Source organism: Streptomyces sp. R-07 (assembly GCF_049913175.1).
Classification (GTDB): Bacteria; Actinomycetota; Actinomycetes; order Streptomycetales; family Streptomycetaceae; genus Streptomyces.
In genome coordinates, this window is record NZ_CP183978.1 from 8,399,379 (window position 1) to 8,415,149 (window position 15,771).

At 71.4% G+C, this 15,771-nt stretch carries 14 protein-coding genes and 1 pseudogene; 8 read left to right on the top strand and 7 right to left on the bottom strand.

What is annotated here, in order from left to right; translation table 11 throughout:
* Window positions 1-104 precede the first annotated feature (104 nt).
* The gene (locus ACN9M0_RS38310) at window positions 105-578 is read left to right on the top strand and encodes a transposase family protein (protein ID WP_426405158.1); all 474 of its coding nucleotides are present in this window, start codon (window positions 105-107) and stop codon (window positions 576-578) included.
* A gap of 190 nt (window positions 579-768) precedes the next feature.
* Here ACN9M0_RS38310 and ACN9M0_RS38315 read toward each other — a convergent pair whose 3' ends face one another.
* The gene (locus ACN9M0_RS38315; protein WP_426405159.1) at window positions 769-1,587 is read right to left on the bottom strand and encodes an SDR family NAD(P)-dependent oxidoreductase; all 819 of its coding nucleotides are present in this window, start codon (window positions 1,585-1,587) and stop codon (window positions 769-771) included.
* A 252-nt stretch (window positions 1,588-1,839) separates the two neighbouring features.
* Here ACN9M0_RS38315 and ACN9M0_RS38320 point away from each other — a divergent pair, with 252 nt between their 5' ends.
* On the top strand, window positions 1,840-2,943 hold the full coding sequence (locus ACN9M0_RS38320; protein ID WP_426405160.1) for a PP2C family protein-serine/threonine phosphatase: 1,104 nt from the start codon (window positions 1,840-1,842) through the stop codon (window positions 2,941-2,943).
* Window positions 2,944-3,054: 111 nt separating this feature from the next.
* Here the strand turns inward: ACN9M0_RS38320 and zapE are convergent, their stop codons facing one another.
* The 5 genes and pseudogenes from zapE to ACN9M0_RS38345 all read right to left on the bottom strand — a co-directional run bounded on the left by zapE (window position 3,055) and on the right by ACN9M0_RS38345 (window position 7,873).
* On the bottom strand, window positions 3,055-4,176 hold the full coding sequence (zapE, locus tag ACN9M0_RS38325) for a cell division protein ZapE (RefSeq protein WP_426405161.1): 1,122 nt from the start codon (window positions 4,174-4,176) through the stop codon (window positions 3,055-3,057).
* Window positions 4,177-4,285: 109 nt separating this feature from the next.
* Window positions 4,286-4,591: pseudogene (locus ACN9M0_RS38330) on the bottom strand (GTP-binding protein); the annotation flags it as partial.
* A gap of 73 nt (window positions 4,592-4,664) precedes the next feature.
* Window positions 4,665-4,835, bottom strand: a complete 171-nt coding sequence (rpmF, locus tag ACN9M0_RS38335) for a 50S ribosomal protein L32 (RefSeq protein ID WP_366039830.1) — start codon at window positions 4,833-4,835, stop codon at window positions 4,665-4,667.
* 339 nt (window positions 4,836-5,174) lie between these two features.
* Entirely contained in the window at window positions 5,175-7,331 is a 2,157-nt protein-coding gene (locus ACN9M0_RS38340; protein WP_426405162.1) for a glycoside hydrolase family 9 protein, read from the bottom strand.
* Entirely contained in the window at window positions 7,289-7,873 is a 585-nt protein-coding gene (locus tag ACN9M0_RS38345; RefSeq protein WP_426405163.1) for a non-reducing end alpha-L-arabinofuranosidase family hydrolase, read from the bottom strand. Before ACN9M0_RS38345 ends, ACN9M0_RS38340 begins: the two co-directional genes overlap by 43 nt.
* A gap of 172 nt (window positions 7,874-8,045) precedes the next feature.
* Between ACN9M0_RS38345 and ACN9M0_RS38350 the strand changes: the two genes are divergently transcribed.
* Window positions 8,046-9,344: an SLC13 family permease gene (locus ACN9M0_RS38350; protein ID WP_426405394.1), complete on the top strand. Its 1,299-nt coding sequence runs from the start codon at window positions 8,046-8,048 to the stop codon at window positions 9,342-9,344.
* A gap of 3 nt (window positions 9,345-9,347) precedes the next feature.
* Window positions 9,348-9,869: a universal stress protein gene (locus tag ACN9M0_RS38355; RefSeq protein WP_366039832.1), complete on the top strand. Its 522-nt coding sequence runs from the start codon at window positions 9,348-9,350 to the stop codon at window positions 9,867-9,869.
* 140 nt (window positions 9,870-10,009) lie between these two features.
* Here the strand turns inward: ACN9M0_RS38355 and ACN9M0_RS38360 are convergent, their stop codons facing one another.
* A complete protein-coding gene (locus ACN9M0_RS38360; protein ID WP_426405164.1) occupies window positions 10,010-10,174 on the bottom strand; it encodes a hypothetical protein in 165 nt (54 codons plus the stop codon).
* Between the two features lie 810 nt (window positions 10,175-10,984).
* Here ACN9M0_RS38360 and ACN9M0_RS38365 point away from each other — a divergent pair.
* The 4 genes from ACN9M0_RS38365 (at window position 10,985) to yjfF (ending at window position 15,731) form a co-directional block, all read left to right on the top strand.
* Complete coding sequence (locus ACN9M0_RS38365) at window positions 10,985-11,986, top strand: ABC transporter substrate-binding protein (protein WP_366039834.1); 1,002 nt, start codon at window positions 10,985-10,987, stop codon at window positions 11,984-11,986.
* Window positions 11,987-12,052: 66 nt separating this feature from the next.
* Window positions 12,053-13,615 carry a sugar ABC transporter ATP-binding protein gene (locus ACN9M0_RS38370; protein WP_426405165.1) on the top strand — a complete coding sequence of 521 codons (1,563 nt, stop codon included), beginning with the start codon at window positions 12,053-12,055 and terminating at the stop codon, window positions 13,613-13,615.
* Entirely contained in the window at window positions 13,612-14,727 is a 1,116-nt protein-coding gene (locus ACN9M0_RS38375; RefSeq protein WP_426405166.1) for an ABC transporter permease, read from the top strand. The genes ACN9M0_RS38370 and ACN9M0_RS38375 overlap by 4 nt, the downstream gene beginning before the upstream one ends.
* Window positions 14,724-15,731, top strand: coding sequence for a galactofuranose ABC transporter, permease protein YjfF (gene yjfF, locus ACN9M0_RS38380; protein ID WP_399694825.1), 1,008 nt, complete (start codon window positions 14,724-14,726; stop codon window positions 15,729-15,731). Before ACN9M0_RS38375 ends, yjfF begins: the two co-directional genes overlap by 4 nt.
* Window positions 15,732-15,771: the final 40 nt, after the last annotated feature.

Sequence of the window (15,771 nt, forward strand, 5' to 3'; positions counted from 1 at the left end):
CGTGAGACCGCGTACGCCTGGATGCCCGGCAGCCGAAAGTGACGCTCCATCAACTCCCTGATGGTCCCTGCCGTGGTCGGCCGTGGGCGGTGATCGTGCCGGTCATGCAGACCAACGCATCGTTCTGGGACTCACTCGTGTTCGACGGGATCCACGACGTGGGCGTCGAGGCGGTGACCGCCTTGTTCGGTACGGTCGAGGTGGTGGCGCGGGGCCGGGTGGCCGGGGCGGAGTGTCCGGACTGCGGCCGCTTCTCGGACCGGGTGCACGACCGCTATCGCCGCAGGTTGAAAGTTCTTCCGCTGGCTGAGCAGGGCTTAGTGATCCGGTTGGTGGTCCGGCGTTCCATCTGTGGCTCGGCGGACTGTCCGCGTCGGACGTTTGCTGAGCGGTTCTCGCCGCTGGCTGCCCCGTACCCCGCGGCGCCTGCTGGATCCGCGCCGAGGTCCATGCCCTGTGGCTCGCTCCCGAGCGTGCCGACGCCGTCGCGGCGACGGCGTCGAGGGGCGCGGCAGTTGTTCGGTTCGTGGTGGAGGCCGACCCGCACGGTGTCATGGGCGTGGCCGAACGCATGGTGACCTGTCTCCAGTCGCTCTGGCCGCTGATCGTGGTCGTCTGGTGCCTCCGTCACCAGCGGCGCGAGCCTTCGGACGGCGCCCGGCTGGCCGTCCCGACAGTGCGGGATGACCGCGACTGCCCCCGGCCGTGCGGGAGGACGCGTGGCCGGGTCGGTTGTAGGTGGCCGGTGGCCTGGGCCGTGGCGGTCGGTCAGGCCCGCGGGGTGCGTGGCTCCAGCCGGAACTCGAAGCCGAGGGTGCCCGGGTCGAGTGCGGTCGCGCCGCCGTCGACGGTGAGCACCGCACCGTTCACGAACGAGGCGGCGGGCGACAGCAGCCAGGCGATGGCCTCCGCGACCTCGTGCGGCTCGCCGGGCCGCCCGGCGGGCAGGACCCGGGTCACCTCCTCGTACGCCGCCTCCAGACCGTCCCCGCCCAGGCCCGCCTCGTCGGCGAACCGGTTCATCCGGCGGTCCGCCATGTCGGTGCGCACCCAGCTCGGGCACACGGTGTTGGCGCGCAGCCCCGCGCCCCCGTAGTCGACCGCGAGTGAGCGGCACAGCTGGAGCAGAGCCGCTTTGGAGGTGGCGTAGGCAGCGTTTCCGACGCCGTTGCGCAGGGCGGACACCGAGGCCACGGCGACCACGGCGCCGCGGGCGTCGAGGAGGTGCGGGAGGGCGGCGCGCAGCAGCAGGAACGGACCGGTGAGGTTCGTCCGCATGACCTCGTCCCAGTCCTCCAGGGTCACCTCGCCCACCCCGCCGCCCCGCCCGATGCCGGCGTTGAGCACCAGACCGTCGAGCCGCCCGTACGTGCCGAGCACCGTCTCGACGAGCGAGGCCACCGCGGCGGGGTCCCCGATGTCCGACGGTACGGGCAGGGCGCCGGTCTCCTCGGCGACCAGCCGCAGCGGCTCGGGGCGGCGCCCGGACACCGCCACCTTGTGCCCCGCCCGGGCCAGTGACTGCGCGGTCGCGGCCCCGATCCCCGTTCCGCCGCCGGTCACCAGGTACACGCGCTCGTCCGTCATGTCCGCCGCCTCTCCTGTTTCTCGTCCGCCGCCCCCCGTCCCGGCGATCTTAGGCGGTGCCGTTCCTTGGAGGGAGCTGGTCCGGGAATGGTCCGGATCTTGGCGCGCCCGATGCCGATGGCCGGGACGACAAGGGTCGGCGACCGTAGGCCGCGTCGAAGGGCGACTGTCGTACGGGGACTGCGGTGCTCCCGCTCCCGGCGGCGCCGGCTGGGGAGTGCGCGGAGCGCTCCGGCATAGGAGCCTGGTGGTGTGGTGAAGCCAAGGAAGTCGGCGACCGGCGCGTACCGGCGGAGCTGGCTGCGTGGGGCCCCGCCGCCCTGGTGGGTGCGGGTCCTGCCCGTGCTGCTGCTCGTCGGGGTCGGAGCGGCCTCCCTCACCGACTCCGCTCCGTCGGACATCGGCTTTCTGCTCGGCGCGGTGCCTCCGCTGGCCGTCCTGGCCTACGGACCGTTGGCCACGGCCTTCCTCGGCGCCGCGACGATCGTGCTGCTGACCGTTCCCTTCTTCCATCTGAACCAGCCCGGCAACACCGACCTCTTCACCCTCGGCTTCGTCGCGACCCTGAGCGTCTTCGTCTCCTTCGTCCGCGGGCGCCGGGACGAGCAGCTCGACCTGGAACGTACGGTCGCCGAGACGGCCCAGCGGGCCATCGTCCCGGACGTACGGCGGCGGGTCGGACCGGTGCGCTGCGCGAGCCTGTACCGGGCCGCCGAGCGCGGCACGCTGGTGGGAGGCGACTTCTTCGACGTCCGGCCCGGCCCCCACGGGGTGCGGGCAGTCCTCGGCGACGTGCAGGGGCACGGTCTGTCCGCCGTCGCGACGGTCGCCTCCGTCCTGGGGGCGTTCCGCGAGGCCGTGCTGGACGACGTGGACGCGGAGGCGATCGCGGCGCGGCTGGACCGCAGGCTCGTGGTCGATTCGGCAGGGGCGGAGCACGCGGAACTCTTCGCCACGGCCGTCCTCCTGGACTTCGCGCCGCACGGGCGGGAGGTCCGCGTCCTGACCTGCGGCCACCCGCCGCCGGTCCTGCTGCGCGGCGGAGCCGTGAGCACCCTGGAACTCGACCCCGGACCGCCCCTGGGGCTGGGCCTCGCCGACGCCATGCCCGGAACCGCGGCCACGGCGCAGCTGCTGCCCGGGGACCGGCTGCTCCTGGCGTCCGACGGTGTCATGGAGGCGCGGGACGGCTCTGGCGCCTTCTATCCCTTCGTCGAGCGTCTGGCCCGCATGGCCGATGTCGGCCTGGACCAGCTGCCCGACGAGATCTGGGCCGACCTGAGCCGCTTCGCCCCCAAGATCCAGGACGACGTCACCCTCCTGATCCTCACCTTGGACGCCTCCGGGCCGGGCTGACGGGACAGAGCCCCGGCGCCGCGTCCGACCGGCAGGGAGCCCCGGCACCGGGCCGCGTCACCGCGCGGAGGCACTGGCCCGGGCCTCGGCCACGTGCGTGAGGTCGCGCCATCACGCCTCCAGGCCCCCGCGCGGGAGCGGGGTCGCGACGGGGACGTCCGCCTCGGCCCAGGCGCCGGTGCGGGTCTCCGCGGCCCGGGGTGTGGCGGGCTCCTGTGTGAGGAGGGCGAGGCGGCTGGCGGTGCGGTTGATGTCGGGTGGCAGGCCGGTGCCGCTCAGGGTGTCGGCCAGGGTGGACCGGCCCATGAGGGTGAGGTGGACGTCGCGGTCGCACAGGACGTCGACGAGGTTGGCGAAGCGCTGGGCCGCGTCGGGACCGGCTTCGGTGAGGCGGGGCAGTCCGGAGACCACCCAGCGGGGGTGGGCGTCGGCGAGGGTGAGGTAGTCGATGGTCGAGCGGGGACGGTCGCACAGGTCGGCGAAGTCGAACCAGACGAGGTCGTCACGTACGGCGAGGGCCCTGACCTGCCCGCTGCCCACCGGCACCGCCTGTTCCTCGCCGGGGGCCGGCGGGACCGGGGCGGACGGCGCCCCGGGCCGCAGGTAGCGGCCGGCGGAGAAACCGGACCGGCGCCGGGAAGCCGTACCGGACGTACGGTAGTCCGGGCCGGCCGGGATCTCGACGATGTCCAGGGAGCGTTCGAGCAGCGCGATCGTCGGCTGGAACATCTCGTGGAACACCGGGTTGGGCAGCAGCCTGGACGGCGGGTAGTTCGAGGTGGCCAACAGGGTCGTGCCGCGCTCGAACAGCCCGCTGACCGCCCGCCCCATCAGCATCGCGTCGCCCGCGTCGTGCACATGGAACTCGTCGAAGAAGAGGAACCGGCACTCCCCGAGGAGTTCCGCCACGGCGTGCTCCACGGCCCCGGGCCGCTGCCGGTGACGGGCGTAGGCGGCGTGGAACTGGCGGAAGAACTCGTGGAAGTGCACCCGCTGCTTCTCCACCCGGACCAGGTCGTACAGCGTGTCGGACAGCCAGCTCTTGCCGCGGCCCACCGACCCCCACAGATACACACCGCGCGCGGGCTCGGGCGCTGACCGCCGGAACCAGCGCCGGGGCCCCTCCCGTTCCACCGCCTGGCCGAGTTTCGCCAGCCGGGCGGCGACCGCCAGTTGGGCACTGTCCAGCACCAATCCGTCGCGTTCCGCCGCCCGTTCGAAGTCGCCCAGCATCGTGCCCCCCGTGTATGGAGGATGATCATCTCTCAGGGTGCCCATCACGTCACCAGCGGGGCGCGGTAGACGGGCAGCTGTTCCCGGCCCGGAGTCTTCCGGCCTGGGGTCAGGCCGCGTGTTCGTGCGCGCAGGCGTCCTCGATGCCGTACGTCTCCCAGGCGGGGAAGTCGTCGTCGGCGGGGACCGGCTCGTCCGGGGCCGGCAGGCAGGAGTTCAGGGCCGCGCGCAGTGCTTCGGTGCGCAGGCCCGTGCCGATGAAGACCAGTTCCTGTCCCTGCGCGGTCTCCGGGCCGCGGGCGCCCGAGGGTTCGAACCGGGCCACCGCGCCCGCCTGCGACCACTGGCCGGTCACCCGGGGCCGGCTGGCGAGCCAGAAGAACCCCTTGGAGCGCAGGACGCGCCCGAACGTGCCGCGGGGGTGGTCTTCCCCGCGCCGAGGAAGCCGGAGAGAACGGTCACCGGCAGGCGGTCGTACGACGTCACGGTCAGCCTTCGGGGTGGATGAGGCCGCGCTCGTACGCCTTCACCAGACGCTGAGGCACGAGGTGCACCGAGCCGTCCACGGTCACGGGGACGAGCTGTGTCGTGGTCGCCTTCCACTGGGCGCGGCGGTGGCGGGTGTTGCTGCGGGACATCTTCCGTTTGGGTACGGCCATGGGGAGCTCCTCGGTCTCGCGGGATGACGCCCTGAGGCTATATGAAAATGGGTGTCATTATCAATTCGATCCGATCCGTAGAGGGGGTCCGGGTGCCGGTGCTTCTCCATGTGGCTGAGGAGAGGGTCGGCCCGGGTGATCCAGCCGGCAGCTTGTCGGTGCGGGCCCGGGTCGCCTCCCTGACAAGTCGGGGCCAGGGCCCCTGTCATGGCGGAGGGACACCGCCGGCAGCAGCCGCTGTCAAGCAGGCGAGGAGCCGGCATGGGGAACGTGCGGCGGTGATGCCACGGCGGCTCGGGCCCGGGTGGAATCGTCCGCCCGGGCCCGGCCCGCAGTGGATCAGGCGCACGCGCTCCCGTTGAGCGTGAAGGCCGTGGGGGAGGGGTTGGTTCCGCTGTACGTCCCCTGGACTCCGAAGCTCGCGGTCGCACCCGGGGCGATCGTCCGGTTCCAGTCGGCGTTGCGGGCGACGGCGGTGGTGCCGTTCTGGGTGACGGTCGCGTTCCAGGCGCTCGTGACGCGTTGGCCGGCCGGGTAGGTCCAGGCCAGCTGCCAGCCGTCCACGGCGGTCGGACCGGTGTTCTTGACGGTGACGGTCGCGGTGAAGCCGGTGCTCCAGACGGCACTCGTGGTGTACGTCACCGCGCAGGCCGCCGTGGGTGGCCCGTCGGTGGAAGTCCGCTCGGCGGCGTAGGCGGAGAGCCAGGCCAGCGGGGCGTTCCAGTTGATCGCCACCTCGTTGGTGGAGTACGAGCCGATGTCGTCGACGTAGCAGGCGGCGGGGGCGCAGCCGGGCAGCTTCTCCTCCGCCACGGGGTCCTGGAGGCCGCTGTTCGGGCCGCCCGCGAGCGAACCGGCCGGCGGATTCGGCAGCGAGGCGTCGTACTGGTGGGCCCAGAAACGGTGGTGCTGGTTGTGCGAGGACGTCTCGCCGTAGCCGGTCACGTAGGACTGGCCGAGGGCGTTGCGGCCGAGCAGGTAGTCCAGTGTCTCCAGCGCTCCGGTGCGGTAGCGGCTGTCGCCGGTCAGCTCACCGGCGACGGCCATGACGATCGCGTCGTTGGCGACCTCGCCGTTCGATCCCCAGAAGTAGCCGTCCGCCGGCACGGGTACCGCGTAGCCCTGGGCGGCCATCCTGGACAGGTGGCCGTCGGCGGCCGCGGTCACCGAGGAGCGGATACGGGTCAGTTCGGCGGTCGGCAGCCCGTTGGGGACCGTGGCGAGGGTGAGCCGGCCGAGCGCGGCCGTGTCCGCCCAGCCGAAGCCGTACGGGGTGAAGGCGTCGGCGGAGGTGTGCCAGGACGAGGAGGTGACCGCGTCCCGGTAGGTGCTTTCGCCGGTCGTCACGTACAGCTCGGCAGCCGCCCAGTAGAACTCGTCGGTGACCTGCGAGTCGCCGTATGCCCCGCCTCCTGTGCTGTCCGAATCCGGCGCGTACAGGGTCGGGTTGGCCAGGGCCGCCGCCCAGGCCCGGCGGGCGGCGGACAGGCAGCGGTCGGCGTACCCGGAGTCGTACGGACGGAAGACCCGGGCGCACTGGGCCGCGGCCGCCGCGAGGTTGAGCGTCGCCGCCGTGGACGGGCGGTGCAGCTCGCGGGGTTGGGTGTCCTGGTCGGGGCGCATGGGCATGCCGGTCCAGGCCGCGTCATGGACCTTGTGGAAGGCCATGCCGGCGTACGGCTTGCCCGCGGGCACCTGCATCCGCATCAGGAAGTCGAGCTCCCAGCGCGCCTCGTCCAGGACGTCCGGCGTTCCGTTGCCGCGCTCGGGGATCCGCAGGGTCGAGTCGCCGAGCGCCGCGTCCTTGCCCGCCTGCTTGGCCCGCTCGAAGGAGTTGACGACCAGCCAGGTGGAGATGCCGCCGTTCACCACGTACTTGCCGTGGTCGCCCGCGTCGTACCACCCGCCCCTGACGTCCTGGGTGTAGTCGCACACGGTGGCCTGGCAGGGGACGGAGATGTCGCCCTGGTTGGGCGCGACGCCGAGGTGGCCCGCCGGGCGCGCGTACGCGGTGCCCACGAGGGAGGCGTCGATGGCGATGCCGCTGCGCTGGTGGTGGAAGAACGCCATGCTGTCGGAGCGCAGCGCGTCGTAGAGGTCCGCGCGGATGTCGAAGGGTGCGCTGCTGCTGCCGTCCACCGCCAGGACGTATCCCGAGCCCGTGGTCTGGTACGAGGAGAAGTCGGCCGTCTGGACGGACTCTCCGGAGGGGGTGTCGGCGCCGTGAGGGACGGTCGAGCCGGAGGCGACCACCGTCCCGGCCGCGTTCCGCAGCTGCCAGGTGAGCGACTGCGTCGCCGTGGTGACGACGGTGGCGCGCTTGGGGCCGTCAGGCAGGTAGCCGACCTGGTTGACGCGGACGGCCGTAGTCGCCGCCGCGGCGGCGGGCGCGGTGGCAGGGACGCCCGCGGCGGCCGGTGCGAGCGTGAGGCCGCCGAGGAGGAGGGCCGCCGTCAGCAGGGCGGTGGAGAGGCGTAACGACCGAGAGGATGGCATGAGCGGCTCCTGTGTGTCGGTGGGGGATCAGCAGGGGGAGTCGGTCTGGGCGAGCAGGTCCATCCGCCGGGCAGGCGGAGGTGGTCGCCTTCGGCGGTGGGGTCCATGTCCTGGTACTCGTACGGGAGGCGGCATGGATCGATGGTCAGGGTCTGGTCGTTTCCGGCGCGGACGAGTGCGCCGTGGCTGATGTCCTGCGTCCAGGCGCCACCGGGGAAAGTGACGTCGGCGCGGCCGGCGAAGGGCTCGTCCGCCGGACACCCCCTAGAGGCGCCCAGCTGGCCTTGGCGCCGTCTGCGGTGGAGCCGCCCTGGACCTCGACGGCTTTTCCGCTGTCGCGGTCGACCAGGGCGTGCCGGGCGTTCGTGTCGACGGTGGCCGCCCGAGCCGTGCCCGTGACTCCGCGTCCGCCGTGAAGTGCGGCCGGCAGGGCGGCCGTCGTGGCGAGCGCCGCAGTCCGCCTGTCGGGCTGCCACCGGGCACTCATGGATGTAGTGCGCATGCCAATCCCGTCTTCTCCTTCGTCGATCGTGACCGTGCATGGGAGCGCTCCCAAACGGCGAAGTGTCGAACCTGGTCGATAGGTCGGGAGATCTGGAGCGCACAGTAATCACGCCTGCCGCCACCGTCAACGGGCTCCACCACACGACGGGACGTCGGCCTCCGGTCAATGCGCGGGGGGCGATTCACGAGGAGGTAGCGTTCGGCGTGATGATGCGGGCGGCCTGTCCGCCGCCACGGAAGGACCGGATCCTGAACCCCCAGCTCGCGGAGACGTTGTCCGTGGCTCTGCTCGTCCTCGTGCTGGCCTGTGCGGTCATCCGCCCCTTCGGATGGCCGGAGGCGGTCGTGGCCGTTCCGGCTGCGGCACTGGTGATCGCCACCGGGGCCCTCTCCTTCGACGACGCGCTGGCCGAGGCGGAACGACTCGGTCCGGTGATCGGTTTCCTGGCAGCCGTACTGGTGCTGGCTCAGCTCTGCGACGACGAAGGGCTGTTCCAGGCGTGCGGGGCGTGGATGGGGCGTACGGCGGCGGGCCGGCCACGTCGTCTCCTCGTCCAGGTGTTCCTGGCCGCGTCGGTGATCACGGCCGTGCTCAGCCTGGACGCCACGGTGGTGCTGCTCACCCCGGTGGTGTTCGCCACCGCGGCCCGGATCGGCGCCCGCCCCAAACCACACGTGTACGCCTGCACCCACCTGTCGAACACGGCCTCCCTGCTGCTGCCCGTCTCCAACCTCACCAACCTGCTGGCCTTCACGGCGAGCGGGTTGAGCTTCACCCGGTTCGCCGCGCTGATGGCCCTGCCCTGGGCGGCGGCGATCGGCGTCGAGTACCTGGTCTTCCGGCGCTTCTTCGCCACCGACCTGGACGCCGGCGCGCAGGCCCCCGCCGCCGTCGAACCCCCGCCGCTGCCGCTGTTCGCCCTGGTGACCGTGGGATGCACGCTCGTCGGCTTCGTGCTGACCTCGGCGGTCGGCATCGACCCGGCGTGGGCCGCCCTGGCAGGGGCACTGGCCCTCGCCGTACGGGCTCTCATCCGGCGCCGCACCACGCCCCTGGCGCTGGTCCGCGCCGCCTCCGTGCCCTTCCTCGCCTTCGTCCTGGCCCTCGGGATCGTGGTCCTGGCGGTGGTGGACAACGGTCTCGACGACGCGCTGGGACACCTGATCCCCGAGGGCGCGGGACTGGCGGAACTGCTCGCTCTCGCCGGACTGGCCGCCGTCCTCGCGAACGTCATCAACAACCTGCCCGCGGTCCTGGTACTCCTGCCGCTGACCGCTCCGTCGGGGCCCGGCGCGGTCCTCGCCGTGCTGATCGGGGTCAACATCGGACCCAACCTCACCTACGCCGGCTCGCTGGCCACCCTGCTGTGGCGACGCATCGTCCACGCCCACGACGGCGAGGTGGAGCTCAAGGAGTTCACCCGGCTCGGCGTGTACGCGGTTCCCGCGAGCCTGGCCGTCGCCGTACTGGCACTGTGGCTTTCCCTGACCGTCATCGGAGGAGGCTGACCCATGGCCGTGGTCGTCTGGATCGTCGAGGGCACATGGCACGCCTGCGTGGACGCCGCCCGCGCGCACACCCCGGCGGACGCCGACATCGTCCTCCTGCACGTCACCCCGGCAGACGTCCCGGGCGCGGCACACGGCGCCTTCGCCGGTCTCCTCGGCCGCGGCCACCCCGCGGGGCACCGCCCGGCCGAAGGCTGGGGGAGGGACCCCGGCACGCGCCTGGAACACTTTGCCGCCGCCTCCGCACAGCAGCTGCTCCAGGACGCCGCCGACCGCCTGGACCGACCCTGTGCCCGCAACGAGCGCACCGGACGCGTAGAACGCGAGGTCGTCGCCGCGGCCGAAGGCTGCGACCTGCTGATCCTGGCCCGCGACGGCGACCGCACCCACCTCGGACCGCACAGCCTCGGCCCGGCCGCACGCTTCGTCGTGGACCACGCTCCCTGTCCGGTGCTGTTGGTCTGGCCCGAACCGCCGCCGGGGCTGCCCACCATGCCGGCGCCTCCCCCTCATCACACCACCTGACGGGCGACGAAGCCCCACGCGCCCCAGGCGCCGAGGTCCGCCGGCCCCCCGGCGGGGGCCGTGCGGCGCCGGGACGTCGACGGACCGCCGGATCTCGCGGCGCCCGGGAGACTCGCGGTCGTGCGATCGGGCACGGAGTTCTACGGGTGCAGCAGAACCTTCCCGACGCGGGGATCGCCGCCGCCCATGAGTTCCACGGCCCGCTCGAATTCGTCGATGCCCAGCTGGTGCGTCAGGAGTTCGAGTGGCGTCAGCCGTGCCGCGGAGAAGGCGCGTACGGCGTAGGGGCTTGTCGCGGGCGGCATCCGGCGGTGGTCTCAGGAACGAATTCGGTGCCGGGGCCGCGTCGGTGGGAAGCGAACAAGCGGTCGGGGTCGGCCTCGGCTTCGGGCGGCGACGGCAAGGTCGGAGCCGGGCTCGGAGAGCCGCCGGCCTTGTTCCGGTCGGCCGCCTCGTCGTCGGGTCCCCTCGCATGGGTGCTGAACCGAGTGGAACCCATGGGAAGACTCCCGCTGTTCGACATCTCGGACGATGTTCGAGATTGTGTCGCGACGATATGAAGTGTGGTGTGAACGTGTCAACGGTCCTCACTCCGGCGGGTTTTGAGTAGCTCGTGGCGATCCCCCGGCGACCGTTCGGCCGGTGGCACGCGCGCGAGCGGCACGCATGTCGACGGCTCCTCCGGCTTGCGTGCACGGAAGGGGTGACCATGAGTGTTAACGCTCACAACTCTGGGTCGATTTCCCATGTCAGGTCGCTGCATCGGGTCTGTAGGCGGCGGAGGAGGCGTCTCGATCCGAGGGGGATCGTACGGGCCCACTCGGAGGGCCAAGGTGCCCTCGCTGACTGCGTGCTCCTCCTGGCTTGCGGGTCTTCCCGTACTCCATCGCCGACTCGCTCCTGCGTATCAAGAACGGGTAACGGCCGCACGAGCCCTTGAGTTACAACTCTGTTAGCGCTCACAATGTGACGCATTCGCCAGCGCCGATCGTCGAGGCAGACGCTTCGTTCTGCCTCCGCCCGGCTCAACCACCCCTGCGCAGCCACGCCTTCACCGGGCCCATCTCCTTCAGGGCTCCGCCTGGTCCGACGCACGTCCCGAGAGGAACCACGACATGGCCCACAGAGCCCTCCGCGTCATCGCCGCCGCCGCCCTGGCCGGCAGTGTGCTGACCGCCTGCACCACCGAGCCCGCGACGACCGGCAGCACCGGCGGCACCGGCAAGGGCTCCTCCGACGGCAAGCTGGTGCTCGGGTTCGCCCAGGTAGGAGCCGAGAGCGGCTGGCGCACCGCCAACACCAAGTCCGTACGCGAGGCGGCCGAGAAGGCCGGTGTCACGCTGAAGTTCTCCGACGCGCAGCAGAAGCAGGAGAACCAGATCAAGGCGATCCGCACCTTCATCCAGCAGAAGGTGGACGTCATCGCCTTCTCGCCGGTGGTGGAGTCCGGCTGGGACACCGTCCTGAAGGAGGCCAAGAACGCCGGCATCCCGGTGATCCTCACCGACCGTGCGGTCGACTCGCAGGACACCTCCCTCTACCGGACGTTCCTCGGCTCCGACTTCGTCAAGGAGGGACAGGAGGCCGGCAAGTGGCTGGTCAAGGAGTACGAGGGCACCTCCGCGCCGGTCAACCTCGTCGAACTCCAGGGCACCACCGGTTCCGCACCCGCCAACGACCGCAAGGCGGGCTTCGCCGACGTCATCAAGGGCGACCCCAAGTTCAAGGTCGTCGCCTCCCAGACCGGGGACTTCACCCGAGCCAAGGGCAAGGAGGTCATGCAGGCCTTCCTCAAGTCCCACGAGGACATCGACGTCCTGTACGCCCACAACGACGACATGGCCCTCGGCGCCATCCAGGCCATCGAGGAGGCGGGCAAGAAGCCGGGCGTCGACATCAAGGTGATCTCCGTCGACGGCATCAAGGACGCCTTCGTCGCCATGCAGGAGAAGAAGATCAACGTGGTCGTCGAGTGCAACCCGCTCCTCGGCGACCAGCTCATGGAACTCGCCAAGAAGGTCGCGGCGGGGGAGAGCGTCCCGCGACGGGTCGAGGTCAAGGAGGGCGTCTTCACCCAGGACCAGGCCGCGGCCGCCCTGCCCGGCCGCCAGTACTGACCCACCGCCCGCAGCAGACCGGGGGCGGCCTCGCGCCGCCCCCGATCCCTCAGGAGAGGAGGGCGGATGGCAGCCCCACCCACCCCCCGCACACCCACACGCACCGACCGGCCGGTCCTGGAGGCCCACGGCATCCGCAAGGCCTTCCCCGGCGTCCTCGCCCTCGACGGCGTGGACCTGCGCCTCTTCCCGGGCGAGGTCCATGCGCTGATGGGCGAGAACGGCGCCGGCAAGTCGACCCTCATCAAGGTACTCACCGGGGTCCACCCGCCCGACGCGGGAACGGTCTCCGTCGACGGCACCCCCCAGCGGTTCGCCGAACCACTGGAAGCACAGCACGCCGGAATCAGCACGGTCTACCAGGAGGTGAACCTGTGCCCCAACCTCTCCGTCGCCGAGAACATCCTCATCGGCCGTGAACCCCGGCGACTGGGACTCGTCCACTGGTCGGCTCTCCACCGGCGCGCGGCACAGCTCATCACCGAGCTGGAACTCGACCTCGACGTCCGCCTGCCGCTGAGCGCGCATTCCCTCGCCGTCCAGCAACTCGTCGCGATCGTACGTGCCGTGGACATCGAGGCGAAGGTGCTCGTCCTCGACGAGCCCACCTCCAGCCTCGACCGGGACGAAGTCGCCCAACTGTTCGCACTGGTACGCCGACTCCGTGACCGGGGCGTCGCGATCCTCTTCGTCACTCACTTCCTCGACCAGGTCTTCGACCTGTGCGACCGCGTGACCGTCCTGCGCAACGGCCGCCTCGAAGGCGAGTACCGCATCGACGAGCTGACACCCGTCACCCTCGTCCACCGCATGGTCGGCAGCGAACTGCGCACCCTGGACGAACTGGCCGAGACGTCCCACACCGGCACCGTCGACGTCCCCGACTCCACGGACGCCCCCTTCCTGAGCGCCCGCGGACTCGCCCGGGCCGGTTCCATCGAGCCGTACGACCTGGACATCCACCGCGGCGAGGTCATCGGCCTGGCCGGACTCCTCGGATCCGGACGTACCGAGGCGGCCCGGCTGCTCTTCGGCGCCGACCACGCCGACGGAGGCGAACTGCGGATCGACGGCCGGCGCGCCGTCCTGCGCTCGCCGCGCGCCGCGATCGCCCACAAGATCGCCTTCTGCTCGGAGAACCGCAAGGCGGAGGGCCTGATCGGCGAACTCACGGTCCGCGAGAACATCGTGCTGGCCCTGCAAGCCGCACGCGGCTGGACCAGACCCCTCTCCCGCACCCGACAGGACGAGATCGCCGCCCGGTGGATCGAGGTCCTGGACATCCGTCCGGCCAACCCCGAGGCCCAGGTCCGCAATCTCAGCGGAGGCAACCAGCAGAAGGTGCTGCTCGCCCGATGGCTGCTCACCGACCCCGAGCTGCTGATCCTTGACGAGCCCACCCGGGGCATCGACATCGGCGCCAAGACGGAGATCCAGAAGCTGGTCACCCGCCTGGCCGCGGAGGGCACCGCAGTCCTCTTCATCTCCGCCGAACTGGAGGAGGTGCTGCGGCTGAGCCACCGGGTCGGCGTGCTGCGCGACCACCGGCTCGTCGCCACCCTCTCCAACGACACGACCCTGACGCCCGACCGGATCCTGGGCGCCATCGCCACCGGAGCCACCTCATGACACCACCTGACGACACCGGCGCCGGGGTGCGTCCGGCCCGGGCGCCCGGCGGCCGGCGGCTCACCGAGCACCGCCTGTTCTGGCCCGCCGCCGTCCTGGCCGCCCTGTTGCTGGGGAACGTCGCGCTCACCCATGACTTCTTCGCCGTCCGCGTCCAGAACGGGCACCTGTACGGCAGCCTGATCGACATCCTCCAGTTCGGCGCCCCCCTGATCCTGGTGTCGCTCGGCATGACGCTGGTCATCGCGACCCGGGGCATCGACCTCTCGGTCGGCTCGACGGTCGCCATCGCCGGCGCCCTCGCGTGCGAGCACATCGCCACCGCGAAGGACCCCGGAAGTCTGCCCACCGTCATCTCGGCGATCGCGGTGGCGGTCGGCGTGGCCGCCGCGATCGGACTGCTGAACGGCTTCCTCGTCGCCCGGCTCGGCGTCCAGCCCATCGTCGCCACGCTGGTCCTCATGGTCGCAGGGCGCGGTGTGGCCCAGCTGATCACCGACGGCCAGATCATCAGCGTGTCCAGCAGCGCCTACAAGATGATCGGCGGCGGCTACTGGCTCACCCTCCCCTTCGCCGTCCTGCTTGCCGCTGCCCTCGTCGCGGTGACCTCCCTCGTCACCCGGCGGACCGCGCTCGGCATGCTCATCGAATCGGTGGGCGGCAACCCGGTCGCGAGCCGACTCGTCGGCATCCGGGCGGCCGGGCTCCTGGTCATGGTCTACGTCGTGAGCGCCGTGTGCGCCGCGGTGGCCGGCCTGATGATCAGCTCCAACGTGTCCAGCGCCGACGGCAACAACGCGGGCCTGTGGATCGAGCTGGACGCGATCCTCGCCGTGGTCATCGGCGGCACCGCTCTCACGGGCGGCCGTTTCTCCCTCGGCGGGACGGTCCTGGGCGCGCTGGTCATCCAGACCCTCTCGACCACGATCTACACCCTCGGCGTCCCGCCGGAGACCACCCTCGTCTTCAAGGCCCTGGTCGTCATCGTCGTGTGTCTCGTCCAGTCGCCCGCGTTCCGCGCGCGACTCCCACGCCGTCGCCGACCGGCCGCCCCGGACCCGGCCCCCGCGGCCGGCGACGTGGGAGCCCGCCAGCAGGAGGTCCACCCGTGAGTACCCCCCTCAGCTCCCTCACCAGGCCGCTCCAGCGGTTCTCGGTACGGCATGCCACCCGCTTGCCGCTCATGGTGACGGCCACTCTGCTGATCGCGATGTTCTCGCTCGGCTCCCTGCAGTACGAAGGCTTCTTCTCCGCGCAGGTCCTGCTCAACGTCCTGATCGACAACGGCTTCCTGCTCGTCGTGGCGATCGGCATGACGTTCGTCATCCTCACCGGTGGAATCGACCTGTCCGTCGGCTCCATGGTGGCCTTGTCGACCATGCTGACGGCCTGGCTCGTCGAACAGAACGGCGTGCCGCTCGCCCTGGCGGTGCCGCTGGTCCTGCTGGTCGGAGCAGGGGGCGGCGCCCTCATGGGCTGGGTGATCCACGCCTTCGAGATCCAGCCCTTCATCGTCACCCTCGCGGGCATGTTCCTCGCCCGCGGCCTCTGCTACATGATCAGCACGGAGTCCATCTCCCTCACCGACCCGACGACCACGCGGATCGCCCAGACACGGGTGCTCCTGCCCGGGGGACTGTTCGTCTCACCCGCCGTGGTCATCGCCCTGGTCGTACTGGCGCTCGCCTTCGTCGTCCTCCACCACACCCGCTTCGGCCGCAGCGTCTACGCCCTGGGCGGCAACGAGTCCTCGGCCCGTCTCATGGGCCTGCCCGTGGGACGCACCAAGGTCGCGGTGTATGCCGTGAGCGGTCTGTGCTCCGCCCTCGGCGGTCTGCTGCTGACCTTCTACATGCTGTCCGGCTACGCCTTGCACGCCGTCGGCATGGAACTCGACGCCATCGCGGCCGCCGTCATCGGAGGGACACTGCTGACCGGGGGCTCCGGTTTCGTCCTGGGCACCGCGCTGGGCGTGACGGTCCTCGGCCTGATCCAGACCATCATCAGCTTCCAGGGCACGCTCAGCTCGTGGTGGACGCGCATCGTCATCGGCGGTCTGCTGTTCGTCTTCATCCTCCTCCAACGCCTCTTCGGAGGGTCCCGCCCGACGGAATGACCTCCCGGCCGAGCCCGGATCCCGAGCGGACAGACCACTG

Coding starts and splice junctions, on each gene's coding strand:
- ACN9M0_RS38360 (WP_426405164.1), bottom strand. CDS start 10,174: ATGCCGCCCGCGACAAGCCCCTACGCCGTACGCGCCTTCTCCGCGGCA.
- zapE (WP_426405161.1), bottom strand. CDS start 4,176: ATGCTGGGCGACTTCGAACGGGCGGCGGAACGCGACGGATTGGTGCTG.
- ACN9M0_RS38350 (WP_426405394.1), top strand. CDS start 8,046: ATGCGGGCGGCCTGTCCGCCGCCACGGAAGGACCGGATCCTGAACCCC.
- ACN9M0_RS38345 (WP_426405163.1), bottom strand. CDS start 7,873: ATGCACGGTCACGATCGACGAAGGAGAAGACGGGATTGGCATGCGCAC.
- ACN9M0_RS38355 (WP_366039832.1), top strand. CDS start 9,348: ATGGCCGTGGTCGTCTGGATCGTCGAGGGCACATGGCACGCCTGCGTG.
- rpmF (WP_366039830.1), bottom strand. CDS start 4,835: ATGGCCGTACCCAAACGGAAGATGTCCCGCAGCAACACCCGCCACCGC.
- ACN9M0_RS38365 (WP_366039834.1), top strand. CDS start 10,985: ATGGCCCACAGAGCCCTCCGCGTCATCGCCGCCGCCGCCCTGGCCGGC.
- ACN9M0_RS38310 (WP_426405158.1), top strand. CDS start 105: ATGCAGACCAACGCATCGTTCTGGGACTCACTCGTGTTCGACGGGATC.
- ACN9M0_RS38315 (WP_426405159.1), bottom strand. CDS start 1,587: ATGACGGACGAGCGCGTGTACCTGGTGACCGGCGGCGGAACGGGGATC.
- ACN9M0_RS38375 (WP_426405166.1), top strand. CDS start 13,612: ATGACACCACCTGACGACACCGGCGCCGGGGTGCGTCCGGCCCGGGCG.
- ACN9M0_RS38370 (WP_426405165.1), top strand. CDS start 12,053: ATGGCAGCCCCACCCACCCCCCGCACACCCACACGCACCGACCGGCCG.
- ACN9M0_RS38340 (WP_426405162.1), bottom strand. CDS start 7,331: ATGCCATCCTCTCGGTCGTTACGCCTCTCCACCGCCCTGCTGACGGCG.